Source organism: Paraburkholderia sp. MM5496-R1 (genome assembly GCF_050436205.1).
Lineage (GTDB): Bacteria > Pseudomonadota > Gammaproteobacteria > Burkholderiales > Burkholderiaceae > Paraburkholderia > Paraburkholderia tuberum.
Genome location: NZ_JBNDLT010000003.1, coordinates 933,818 through 946,352 on the forward strand (window position 1 = coordinate 933,818; position 12,535 = coordinate 946,352).

At 60.5% G+C, this 12,535-nt stretch carries 7 protein-coding genes; all 7 read right to left on the reverse strand.

Annotated features, from left to right (window positions below; translation table 11 throughout):
• Positions 1-21: 21 nt before the first annotated feature.
• From tssA to OKW38_RS30640, 7 genes are read right to left on the reverse strand one after another with little or no spacing between them, the layout of a single operon-like run.
• Complete coding sequence (gene tssA / locus OKW38_RS30610) at positions 22-1,602, reverse strand: type VI secretion system protein TssA (RefSeq protein WP_429333258.1); 1,581 nt, start codon at positions 1,600-1,602, stop codon at positions 22-24.
• Positions 1,603-5,166: an ImcF-related family protein gene (locus OKW38_RS30615; protein WP_429364621.1), complete on the reverse strand. Its 3,564-nt coding sequence runs from the start codon at positions 5,164-5,166 to the stop codon at positions 1,603-1,605.
• The gene (locus OKW38_RS30620) at positions 5,148-6,344 is read right to left on the reverse strand and encodes a hypothetical protein (RefSeq protein ID WP_429364623.1); all 1,197 of its coding nucleotides are present in this window, start codon (positions 6,342-6,344) and stop codon (positions 5,148-5,150) included. The genes OKW38_RS30615 and OKW38_RS30620 overlap by 19 nt, the downstream gene beginning before the upstream one ends.
• Positions 6,344-6,601 carry a PAAR domain-containing protein gene (locus OKW38_RS30625; protein WP_429364625.1) on the reverse strand — a complete coding sequence of 86 codons (258 nt, stop codon included), beginning with the start codon at positions 6,599-6,601 and terminating at the stop codon, positions 6,344-6,346. Before OKW38_RS30625 ends, OKW38_RS30620 begins: the two co-directional genes overlap by 1 nt.
• Before the next feature lie 8 nt (positions 6,602-6,609).
• On the reverse strand, positions 6,610-7,632 hold the full coding sequence (locus OKW38_RS30630) for a hypothetical protein (protein ID WP_429364627.1): 1,023 nt from the start codon (positions 7,630-7,632) through the stop codon (positions 6,610-6,612).
• 24 nt (positions 7,633-7,656) lie between these two features.
• Complete coding sequence (locus tag OKW38_RS30635) at positions 7,657-10,134, reverse strand: glycoside hydrolase family 19 protein (RefSeq protein ID WP_429364629.1); 2,478 nt, start codon at positions 10,132-10,134, stop codon at positions 7,657-7,659.
• A 12-nt stretch (positions 10,135-10,146) separates the two neighbouring features.
• A complete protein-coding gene (locus OKW38_RS30640; RefSeq protein WP_429364631.1) occupies positions 10,147-12,486 on the reverse strand; it encodes a type VI secretion system Vgr family protein in 2,340 nt (779 codons plus the stop codon).
• Positions 12,487-12,535: the final 49 nt, after the last annotated feature.

Genomic DNA, 12,535 nt, shown 5'->3' on the forward strand with positions numbered 1-12,535 from the left:
TGTTCTCTTATTTTCGTTCTCTTATGACAGCGTCAGCGCACGGGACGGGTCGAGCACAGTCAGCTCGTCGCGCAACTGACCGATGCGGTGCGCGAGCGCCGGCTTGTCCGCGTCCTTGCGGCTGCTTGCCGCTTTCAGCGCACGCATCAACTGGTGCTTGACCTCGAAGATGAGCGCCGGCTCCCAGCGCATCAGCGGCAACGAGCGGGCAGCAGCATCGAGTTCGGTCAGCAGCGCCATCGCCGTATCGGCGCAGCCCGCATGATCGGCGAGTCGCGCCATCACGAGCCGCTGCAGGTAGCGCTGGCGTTCGGTCCGGATGCCAGGCAGTGCGTCGAGCCATGCGAAGGCTGCCTCGATACCGTCGCCGGCCACCATGTCGCGCGCCTGCGCTTCAATCTCGGGCCAGTCGCCAGCAGCACCATCGTCGCTGTCAGCGGATACGGACAGTGGTGCAACGCTTTCGCCCGCCTCGAGATCACGCACGACCGCGTGGCGGGCGATCCATTCGAGCGTCGCGTCGTCGGCGAACGGCGTGCCGTCGTTGAACGCGAGCCGCTCGATACCGGGCAACCTTTCGAGGAACAACGCGAAGTCGGCGCGCAGCAGTTCCCGCCACGTGCTGTAGGGCGCACCGACGTGGTCGAGCGCGACGTGCTGGAAGTACTGCAGGTCGAACCAGAGGTGGTTCACGCCCTCCATGTACGCCCCTTCGACGCGCTCCAGCAGTTCGTGCCACTGCTTCTGCAGCACGAGCCGTTTCATCTGCTGGCGAAGTTCGCCGCGAGGCGGCACGAGGCGCGTGCGTGCGCTCGCATCCGCTGGCGGCACCTCGTGGAGTGTGTCCCAGCGGATGCTGCGCACGAGCCGCACGGAAGGCAGGTAGCCGTTTTCCTGATCACGCAGCCACGTTGCCATCGTGCGCGCCTGGTCAAGCAGATCGCGCGTGGAGCCGATCGCGCTGGATGTTGAAGGGGAACCTGCCACAGCGGAGGGCGCGGTCGAGTCGGGTTCCGCGCTGCGTGCCGGATCGTCGCTGCGCTCGAAACGGGACACGAGGGGGCGCAGGTTCGGACGGGCCGCTTCCGGCCACACCCCGGTGCGGGTCACGAGCAGATCGAGCGCGGCGAGCGCACGTTCGAGATCGGCCGGCGCGAACTCGCCGCGGCTCTCAAGCAGATCGATCATGCGGGTGGTGGCCAGCATATCGAGCGCGCCCTTCTTCGCCTCGGCGCGTGCGGGCAGCAGCGCCTCGCCGAACCGCTCCACCAGCGCGGCCGCAAGCTCCAGACCGTCCGCGAAGCCAGCCGTCCCATCCTGGCGCAGTCGCGCGAACGCGTAATACCCCACCACGCGCAGATCCTTGCCGGTTTCCTTCGTGAGCTGCTCGCAGGAGCGCACGATCAGGCCGTCATCAATGGCGGAGAGCCTGTTCGCCTCGTCCTTCAGTTCGAAGAACGCATCCTCGTAGCCCGGATCGCGGCCCACACCGTGGTCGCCTGGTAACGGGTCCAGCCACGCGTCCCACGCATCGAGACGCGCGCGCATCAGTTGCTCCGCATCACGCGAAGGAAACAGGGTTTTGAGCAGACCGGACAGCATTTACTCGACCTCCGGCATCGCGCCATGCGGCAGCGGCATCGCAGCGTGTTTCGCTGCTGCAATCGCTGACGGCGGCAGTGGCGGCGGATTGACGGCCGAGAGCTTCGGTCCGCCTTTCGCCGTGCTGGTCACGAAGATCCGCGGCGGCAGCGTGAAGTGGCGTAGTTCGAGCACGTCGAGTGGCCCCGCTCCAGCCTCGCTGCGAAGCTGTACACGCAGCGGAATGCCCTGGCTCCGGTCCGGCGTCCATGTCAACAGATAGCGCGCGCTGTCCTGCGGCGACACCTTCGCGTGCTCAAGCAGCCGGATCAGCCCGAACCGGCCCTGGGCGTCGAGCCCCGAGCGCAACCCGCCCTGCTCGGTCTGCCACTCGATATGCGAGAGATTCTCCAGCGAGTCGCCGGGCCAGATAAACGGCGTCCACTCTTCCTTCTGGTTGAAGTAGTGCAACTCGCGGCCCGACAGCACGAACTTCATGTCGGTCACGCCTGGTGTGGGTACCGCGCGTAGCTCATAGCGCACATGCGCGTCGCCGGATGGAAACAGCACGGTCGCCACGCGGGTGAGCCTGTTCAGGTCCGCGAGGAAGCCCGGATCGAGTGTGAGCGCGCCGTGGTTTGCTCCTTGGGCCGCCACCCATCGGTCGCCCTGACGCTCGACGATACCGGCCAGTTGCGTCGTGACGAACCCGGTGATGACGCCGCTGTCCGGACGCATGAAGCGCGCCATCTCCGGCAGCGAGGCATCGTTATCCGAATCGGCGAACGGATAGCGGCCGCCGAACGTCCGGTTCCAGTCCGCGACAATCGCCGTGCGCCAGATGTCGTTCAGGCTCGCCGCGGCCGGCTGTACCACGACCTGCCAGGTCTGGTCGAGCGGTGCCTGAAAGAGATTGCCGAAGCCTGCCCATTGCTCGCCGAGGCTCGCAGCCAGACGGCTCGCGTAATCCCGGCTGTCGGCGATATCAGACGTCTTGCCCTGCAGCACAGATTGTGCGGCCGAGCGGGCCATCGCGTCCGCGTCGGCACTGTCGACCATCTGCTGTGCCTTCAGCCGCATCGCGCTCACCCGTTCGAGATAACGCGCGAGGCTCAGGTCGCCCGTGGCCGCCAGCCGGGTGGCGGCCTTCGTGTTTGCGGGCGCGCCCGAAGCCAGGGAAGCCAGGTCGCTGCCCGTCAGGCGCAGGACCGGTCCGAAGGCCACGGCCAGCGGTGCCAGTTGCGGCTGGGTCTGCTTCGATGGATCTTTCTCGTCGGCGCCGACAAGCTGCTGCGCCTTGCTGATCAGCGTATCGGACAGCGATTGCGTCGCGGTGCCCGCGCCTGCCTGATAAACCACTGCGTTCATCAGGGCAACAAGAGGCGAGCGCTGCGGATCACTGAGCAGCGTCAGCTGGTCAACCGTGCCTGACAACGTCGGCGCCGGCTGCCAGCGCAGGCTGTTGAGAAACAGCTCCCAGGCCCGCGCGTAGTCGTCAAAATAGCGCTGACGCAGTTCGGCTTTCAGCGAGCTGGTCGACGGTGCGCTCGCGTGGACGTCTGAGAGCACCCAGTCGCCGGTCACGTTGCGCTGCTCGCTCGCGTCGTCGATGGCTTTCGAGATCCGCTCGTCCCACGCAGTGCGCGTGAACACGCCCGGTACGGTCACCGCGGTATTGAAAAGCCCCTTGCTGCTCGTATCGCCGAGCAGCGTCGCGAGCGACACCGGCGGATATTTCGGCTTCGCGTCGTCGAGGATCTGCTGGTAGATCGCGTCAGTCGAGTTCTGGATGCCGCGCACGCCGATGATGGTCTGACGCGCCGTGGCCACCAGCGCGCCGTCCGGAACGATCGCGAGCGATGAGTCCCCGGCGGATCCATGGCGCCCCAGGTGACTCGCAAAGAACGCGATTGCACGCTGGCGCAGGTCTTCCCACGTGCCGGGTGTCAGCGGCGAACTGGCCGGGTGCGCTGGCACGGCCGTGGCGATCAGTTGCGGCGTCAGGAATGCGGCAACCGCGCGGTCCGGCCTCGCGAGCATCAGGTAGGTCTTGAGTGTGTCGTAGGCGGCCTGGACCTGCGCGTTGCCGCCGCTGGCGATTTCCGCATCCGAGAGCGAGGCGAGCTGGTGCAGGCGCTCCTCCAGTTTCAGGCGGATCGGTGCGACGAGGATGCGGCTGACGGCGTTTTCGTAGCCGGGCCAGGCGGCGGTCAACAGCACGCTGTCCTGGTTCAGGCCGAAGCGTGTGGTCCACGGTGCGCCGTCGCGCTGACGGACTTCTAGGGTGTCGAGCTGCTTGTCCAGGCTGTCGAGTGCGAGCGCCGCCTGCGTGCGGTCCTGCGTTGTCGAGAGTTTCGTCAGTGTGTCGGCCGACGTCTGGATCGTCGACCGATTGGTGAAACCCGAAAGCATCGTGCCGGCGATCCAGCATCCGACGAGTGCCGTCGTTACCCACGCGGCCATGGTCGACAGCGAGGAACCGACGCGCCGGCCGTGGATCCTGCGGCTATGGTCGCCGACCGTTTGCCAGATCGTACGTTGCTGCGGCGGCAGGGGTTCGCCGTCTTCGGAGTCTGGAGTGGGGGCGGTCAGCTCCCGCTCCTCGAACAGTGGAGCGAACAGCAGCCCATGAACCGCATGGCGCCACAGACGTGACTGGCCGGTCTGCATGACCAGATCCGACAATGCGCTGCGCAATCCCGCAATGTGCCGCGACAGCTCGGCCGGGTACCGGTCATCCCGATCCTGCGTGATACGCATCACACCCGCGTCGGCGAGATTGTCCGCGAGTCCCCGCAGCGAGGCGTCGATCTCGTCGGGACGGATGCGCCCGTTCGACCAGGTGAAGCCGATCGCTTCGTCGGGGCCAGACGGTTCGTTGCCAAAGTCGGTGACGTTCAGCAGATACGCGGGCGCCGCCCAGCGTAGCGCGCGCGCGTGACGTGCGAGCCGCTGTGCGGTGCCCTCCGCGTCGAACGGCGTGTTGGCTGAGCTCCGGTTGCGCGTCACGGCTACGATCGCGTCGGCAGGGCGTCGCCGGCGCAGACGGCGGATCTGGTCGAGCCATTCGGCATCGAGCTTGTCGGTGGTCTGCTTCGCGTACAGCAGCACGGTATCGCCGGTGATCGCGTAGCCGGTGTCCGCGAGCCCGGGCACAAGACGCCTGACGAGCGGCTCGTCGCCTGCGACGAGCAACCAGCGGTCGCGATAACGCCAGCACCAACCGTGACGTTCCCGAAGAAAGTCGCGAAGTTGCGAAACGGAGAATGCAAAGGAGTGTTGCCCGTCTGCGGGTCTGGCGGTTTGCTGTTTTTTCTGGCGACTCTGCTCGAACGCCCGTGCGACGCGCGAATCCGCTGCCCACTGGCGAATGCCGCGCTCGTAGAGTGCGGCCATGAGCATGCACGCGAACCATCCGGCGACGAGCGTAACGCCTACAACGCTCCGGTTGTCGGCAAGCCAGCCTCGCTGCGGGCCTTCATTCAATAACCACAACCAGACGCCAGCAAACAGCGCTGCCAGCGCACATCCCAGATAGATCAGCACCCTTGCGGAAGCCTTTTCGTTCAAGTCTTCTTTCGACATATCATTGCGACCAATTCGCCGCCCTGTTGATCCAGAATCAGTTGTGGGCTCACGCTTTCCTGCGCGTTTGCAGCGGCAAGTGCCAGTGCAAGCCACGGGGTGGCAACACCCGCATCGCCGATGGTTCGAACCAGCTCTACGGCCGGCGCTTCATTCACGGAACCATCGAGACTCCTCAATGCGGCCGCGAGCGGCTCAACCAATCCCGGATTCCAGACGGTATCGATACTGCCTTGAGCGCAATGTCCCCAGCGCAATGCATTCGCAACCACTTCATCGAGTGATCGGGCAGTGCCCCTGGAGGGCCGGTGTACGCGGACTGGTACCCCCGAATCCGGTGATTCGGCCGACGTGCCGGTCAGCAGAACTGCCGCGCCGGCTTCCGCCTGTCCAGCCTGAATGCCGCCACTAATGGCGCCTCTCAGTTGCACCGCGATCGCAAGATGACGCGCACTGCGCGCTCTCATGTCGAACCAGGCATCAAGCGAATAAAGCGACATCGGCTCCAGCAACTGGACTTTCTCTGCGTACCTCAGCCCGAGCGTTGCCCACGCTCGGGTAATCACCGTCTTTGCAACATCCGCGGTCAGATCCGAATCGAGACACAACCAGACGGTGAGGCCGCGAGCGGCCTTCAGCGGGGCCATCAGCGGCCTGATCAGTTCAACGAGCAGCCATTCAAGCACGACTGCGTGCCGACGCAATTCGTCGGCCTCGTTGCCCCGGAAAAACGCTCGACCGGGAATGACAAGCCCGCCCGAGCCAGCCGGATTTTCCGTGGACTCGCGGGTCTTCATCGCGTCTTCGAGTCTGTTTTGGCCAGCGTCGCCCGAAAAGCGCCAGGACTGCGCCATGACCGCGAACGGCACGCTCGCATCGCCGTGCAGGCGCGCTTCCTTGCGATCAATGGCTGCATTGTCAGCCAAAGCATTGCGCAAGCGGTGAGCCCCCAGAAATCCCCAGCCGAAATACAGCCCCAACCAAACAAGCAGTGGCAGTCCGAACATGCGAATCCAGAACCACGGAGTCTGCGTAGGTCGTCCCGCCGGCCATGTCGCAATACTGGTTGCCGCCCCGGCCGCGACAATGATGACCACCGCGATCAGCCAGGGTACGACTGCCTGTCTCCCATCTGGAATGGCCCCCCGTGCTGGAAGTGCATCGAAGTCAACAGGCATCAGCGAATCCTCGCCGCCCCAGACGACGCGATCAGGACGCATCCGCACCGCGCGCGATGCCCGTCCAGGGCAAGCGGAACATCTCCATCTTTGATTCGATCAATGCCTTCGATGATTTCGTTGTCGCCATGCAGGGGGCACGACACGAGGTCGCCTTTTCGGGCCGCACGGCGACCACGAATCCGGATGCGGTCCGAGCCGGAGATGACCTTACCGCCGTGGCTGGTCGAATCACCTTCGAGTATCAAATTTGACATGATCTATTCTATTTTCTTGGTATGAGGTACGGTTCGATCATTTCAGGCTGGCATTTTTGGCTAGATACAATCGTTCCTTTTCTTTCAACAATGACACCACCCGAGCTCGTGTCCCCGCCATTTCCAAATTTGACGGTGTATTTGTATCCACCGTTCTCAAACGATTCGGCCTCTTTGTTGGCAACATAGTTGCTATCTATCTGCTTGGACAAAGACAGTTCAATTTTCCGATCGGAGCCGGCACGATACTCAAGAACTGCAGCGCCGTTCATATTTCCGGAGCAGACAGAGATGACCCTTTTGTCAAGTTTGCAGACAAACACATCGAACTGATCGTCGCCGCACAGACTAACGCTTTTCCCCAGGAACTTTCGACGTATCAGGTTTGCGATCGACGAATTGACTTCATTGCTTAGTTGGCTCGTATAGCTATGAGAAAATAGAGAATCCTGCTTGCGAATCTCGTTCATCAGATCGGGAATGGCGAAAAATATCATCGCGTTGTCAAGAGCTTGATTTCCATCTGGGCCAATGAAACCTGATCTATTTTTTGAGACTGATTGGATTAAATACGCCATTTCAGTTTCACCGGATTTATTAATCCATTTCGGTGAAATCCGGTTTATCTCAATATATTTTCCGTTATCCAAATCAGACTCGACCCCGCCGATAGTTGTTAGGCCTTCGTCACCAGGATAAAGAAATGTCACATTATACGAGCCATTCATGCCGCCATTTTTCTCGGAAATTGCCAATAATCCGAATGCAATTTTTTTTATGACCGGCGGAGCCTGAACCGGAAATGTATATACTTCTGGAGTCGTCGTCTTTCCGGCCTTGTAGGTCACCGTTGCGAGTCCCCAAATCCCATCAGGACTAGAGGGCTTAGTAGCGCTACTTAATTCCAGAGTAAAATTGCCTCCGGACATGGTTTGCCCAATAAGCTCAGCGGATAGCGCGGGCAGGGTCAGAAATGCAACCTGAGTAAAAATTAATATACAAATGTAGCTGCGAAGATTGAATTTTAACATGCGACATCACTCATTAGTGGGTATCTATAGACCTGCTAAAGCACCTTCGACTTCTGTCGCCTTGGATATATGATTGTTGTACCAATTTGAGGTACCTACGGCGCTCTCAGCGAATACGAAGTGTTTAAGCTTGACATTCACCGCATTACAGCACTCATCCAGCTTGAGGAGCGGAGCTAGCTTCAGAAGAAGCGAGTTTCTTTCAAACACGTGTCTATATCCTCCGTTAACTGCGATCGTTACATTTAGAAAATCGCTTCGCTCGGCCATTGGATTGATATCCCCCCAAGCGCTGCCCTTTCTCCAGTACCAGCATGCCGATTCCACGGTATGCGCTACTTGCTGGCTTACGATATCAGGATCTGTTGCAATCGAAGAATTGCCAACCGCGCTTCCATATTTGGTGTAGTTATCGTCATGGGTTAGCTGAATCAACCCTCTGCCATGGAAGTTTGATCCGCCACGGTAATTACTCCATCCCGCAGGGGTGGATCCATCTCCATTTCGGTATTCTTCGTTTGTTCGTAGCTGATCGCATTCATGGGAAAATTGAGCAAGAAAATGGACCTTATGGATGCAATTCACGATTCCGTGCTTTTGAATATTTTCATTCAAAAGAGAGAGAAAGTTCTCAATGGAATAATTGCGAATGCCAGCAAAATTGGCTTTATAAAATAGCCCATGCTGAAGGACGTCGCTCGGCAATATGGCTCGGAGTTGTTCCATGGTTATGGCTTTTCCGCACGAGCACGCTCCAGATAAAAAATTCCCAACAAGTGAGATTGGGTGGATATGATAAACGTCCGAACTCGACGGAAACGGCCCCTTTACTGCATTCTTAACATCGTCCCACCAGACAAGTTTTTTAACGCGCTCGATCTCTGCGTCGTGATACGGTTCTTTCGCTACCCGTTTCAGTACCTTGTCGAAGAAGGTCTCGTATTCGCTTTGACTGGCCCATTCGCTACGATGTTTCGGGATCAGACGCGACGCACGGAAGCGTAACCATTTGTCGTCCTTGTGCGCGCGCAACTCATCCGCTGCCTGCTGCTCGTTGCGCATCGGTGACAGTTCCCGATACACGCTGGACGCCACTGGCTTGAGCCTTGAGGCATCACCGGTCGCGGGCTTGTCCTCACGGAGCATATGATCCAGCCACGCATCGACCGTGCTGAACATCGTCGGATTGCCGGCGTCGGAACCTGTGACTGTCTCGAAGTCTTTCCATCCATGCGGTGATTCGCGCGTGACACCACCATTGGGTGGCATCTGACGATTGCGCACCCAGCCGCTGATATCAGCATGACGACTGTCGGCGCTTGTCACTTTCCACCACGGTTCGCCGTCTCCATACGCATCGTCCTTGGGTCCCTTGCTCTCGGCTGGCAGCGCATCGAGTGCGGCCTGACTGTAGATCTGGAGCACGGACGTTTCGGGGGCATCTGCACCTTCTTCATTGATCGAATGACCCGCAAAGAGCTTCACACCCTTGCCGATCCGCAGCAGGGGAAGCCTGTCGAAATCGGTGATCTTCTTTGCGGCCTTGCGACTTCCCGACAGGAAGCTGCTTAGTTCGTCGCCGCAGAACACCTCAATGTGGACCATCCTGTTGTCCCGTGCCGGATCGTCCGGCAGCCAGTACTGCCCGAGGTGGCCGATCAGATCGCCAGCGTTGACGGGGATCGGTTTCCCCGGTATCACCACCTGGTCGCACTGCGCGTCCGACACGACCTCGGCAAGCAGCACATGCCCATGCTCCTTGCTGAGGTAAAGCCAGCCCTTATCGGCACCTGGCTGCACAACACTGGCCACGCGCGGCGGTATCGGCGTGCCTGATTCGATCGCTTCGATTCTTCCCCATTTGCCGGTACGGTCGCGCTCACCGATACGGACCAGCGCCCCTCGGGGCAGGATCCCAAGGATTGTGCGGCTTCCCGCCTCGGCATGAATATTCAGTCCCACCTGCCCAGTCGGGGCTGGGCCCAGGTGCGGGTCAGTTTTGGGTCTGTCCGAGGCGTACTGCGTCACCTCGCAGGACCGTGCCCAGTAGGCCGGTGCCGGCATCGAGTTCTGCTGATAGTCGGCCAGGCTTTGCAGATGCATGTACAGGCTGAAGAAAGTCAGCCGGTTGTTCGCGGGATATTCGAGCGTATGCCGCACCAGCGTGAAAGCCGAGCTGTAGTGGCCGGTCTGGGCAGGCTTGCCGTTGCCGGCCGCAATCTGGCTGGCCAGCGCAATGCGATTCATCCGATAGGCCACCACTTCGCCGACCGCAATGCACCGCGCACCGTGCCTGAGGTCGATCTGTTTCCCGGCGCCGTCCGCCGATACATGAATTCCGCCGTGCCACATGCCAGAACCGGTGATCGCGAAACTGCCACTTCCCTCGCTGGCAAGCCAGTCGTAGAACACGTGTTCGTCAACGATCTCCTTTCCCTTCGCGTCGCGGAACGGAAAGGAGAAGCTGATCATCGGGGGTTCAGGATTTGATTGTGTCGTCATGTCAGTTTCCAGTTAGCCTGAAAATCCCGGTTTGATATGTTGCTGGACATCTTTGAGCGGCGCATCAGACCACTGAGGAAATGCAAAACTGCTACCGTCCGGACCATTGATAGTCAGATTGCCCCTCAACTCGATTTCACCCGCCGGACTGCCAAGGGTGATCTTGCCGCCTGCCAGCTTGATATAGGCCCCCGATCCATCGCCGAGCGTCACTCCCTTGCGCCCGGTGATCATGACTTCTCCGTCGGAGGAGCTCACCACCATGTCCTTGAGCGACATCAACTCCATTGCATCCCCCTGGGCCTGCAACTGCACCTTGCCTTTTACCGAGAACAGCCGAATGCCGAGTTTTGCCGCAAAGAGCGAAATCGCGTCGCCGGCCGCAACCGTGATGCGCTTGAGCACGCCAATGTCGAGTCCTGCCCCGGCCGTGACGAACATCTGCTTTGCGGCTGCCAGCTGCATGTGCTGACCGCTCGCCAGACCAATACCCTCAGGAGCGCTCGCGACGATCACCGGCTTCTGGAGTTTCGCGAGCTTCTGTTCGACAAGCGTACGTTGCTGTTCGACCTCAGCCAGCCACGCATTCGCGGCGCTCGCTGATTCATTGAGCGAGCGCAGTATGTCCTCGCCCTGCTGGAAGGTGGTATCCGCGTTGGGCATTGCGAGCTGCTGGCCCGATGCACCAGGCTGCGCTTCGGCACTGAGCAGCATGCCTTTGGCCGTCCTGGCCGCCAGATGTCCGTCAGTGGTGAGTTCTGCGCCCTGTCCCCGTTCCTTGCCGTCGGTATCGACCATGTGCCCGAGGTTCAGCTGGCTGGACTGGAACGGCGTCATCACGTGGATGTGCTCTATCCCTTCCTTGTCCTCCATCCGCTGCGTATTGCCCGCGGCGGTCACGATGAGGTTCCGGGTGTTGTTGAGGTTATTGACGAGGTCGGGATGGAGACTGTCGTGCATCGAACCAATGATGACGGGCCGATTTGGATCGCCCGCCGTATGGATGATGGCTACCTCCGCCCCATCGATCAGCGGAAAATGGTGGCCGTAATTGTCGCCGCTGTATGGCTTCGCGAGGCGCACCGGCCGGCTTGTGCCACCTGGGCTCCAATCGTCGAGATCAAACGGCAGCTTGATCACGTACCAGCCTTGCTCGGTCAGGTACGCGTATTTGTATCCGCCCGGCGACGTAATACGCGCCGGCAGGATACCGTCGATCACCGGTCTTTTGATCGTATCGAGCGACGTGCGCCACACCCGGTCGGCCGGGATCGCCGTTAGCGTATTGGTGTAGGACTGGCTGCGGCCACCGCTGGATTCCACCGAGGTGATAAACAGCCCATGCGGCGCATCGACCGGGTTCTGGTCGAGCCGTACGACCTCGCCAGCCTCGATGGCGAATGCGTTACCCGTTGCCTTGTAGGTGACCTGTGTTGCGAGATAGGCTTCATGCCGCAGCCGTGCGATACGCCGCCCTTCTTCAGGCGTCTCGTAATGTTCGCCCCAGCGATAGTCAACCGCGTTGGTCGTCTTGTCGCCGCGTGCGGCGTTTTCCTCGACGAGCAACGACACGTCGGCCTGCCGGTGGTTATAGTCGTGCAGACGTACAGCTTCCGGGACACGCTGCGTATATCGCTCAAGTGTCTTGATCGCATCTACGCCGACGCTTTCGAGTCCCGAGTGTAGCCGGAACGGCACAACGCGCTGATTGCGGGCATACGCGTCCAGATCGTCGCCGAACACAATCACGGCGTGATCGCGCTTCTGCTCGAAGCGGAACCAGATGCCTTCCTCCGCGCAGATCCGCTGGATGAAGGCAAACGTCGTTTCCTCGCACTGTGTGATGTACTCGTGCCGCTTGTATTTCGCACGCAGCTTGAACTCGAAATCGACGCCCGCGCGGAAACCATAGTGGCGCAGCGTATCGGTAATGATTTCTTCGACCGACTGCTTCTGGAACAGCCGGCTCGTGACACCGCGATTCAGATCAGCGAGCTTCGGCTCCATCACGACCTTGTAGCGCGTCTCGTCAGCCGAAGTCCCGAGCTCATCGAACTTCGTGATAATGCCGTGGACTGTGTGTGCAGGCGGCATCTTGCTGAACTGCCAAGCGTTCTCGCCGAACATCCTGCGCAGATAGTCCATGTTCGGGTCGATCGGGTCGATGATGAACTTCGCCGGGCGCCCCAGCACCTGATCCATCGGAATTCCGGCCATCGGGCTCGTGAATTCGATCTCGTACCGGTAAAGCTCGCTGAGCGCGTCGCGCCCGCTGAACTTCAGGATCGAGAACGGCGCCGGGTGCGGCGCCAGTTTCAATTCATAGGCCTGGGAAGGCAAAACCATCGACATTTTCTAAAGACCCCTTGAACACACGTCATATCGCAAAGGACAACGCCGG

Bases quoted from the DNA above. Each gene is read 5' to 3' on its own strand.
- tssA (WP_429333258.1), bottom strand. From the start codon at position 1,602: ATGCTGTCCGGTCTGCTCAAAACCCTGTTTCCTTCGCGTGATGCGGAG.
- OKW38_RS30620 (WP_429364623.1), bottom strand. From the start codon at position 6,344: ATGCCTGTTGACTTCGATGCACTTCCAGCACGGGGGGCCATTCCAGAT.
- OKW38_RS30630 (WP_429364627.1), bottom strand. From the start codon at position 7,632: ATGTTAAAATTCAATCTTCGCAGCTACATTTGTATATTAATTTTTACT.
- OKW38_RS30615 (WP_429364621.1), bottom strand. From the start codon at position 5,166: ATGTCGAAAGAAGACTTGAACGAAAAGGCTTCCGCAAGGGTGCTGATC.
- OKW38_RS30635 (WP_429364629.1), bottom strand. From the start codon at position 10,134: ATGACGACACAATCAAATCCTGAACCCCCGATGATCAGCTTCTCCTTT.
- OKW38_RS30625 (WP_429364625.1), bottom strand. From the start codon at position 6,601: ATGTCAAATTTGATACTCGAAGGTGATTCGACCAGCCACGGCGGTAAG.
- OKW38_RS30640 (WP_429364631.1), bottom strand. From the start codon at position 12,486: ATGTCGATGGTTTTGCCTTCCCAGGCCTATGAATTGAAACTGGCGCCG.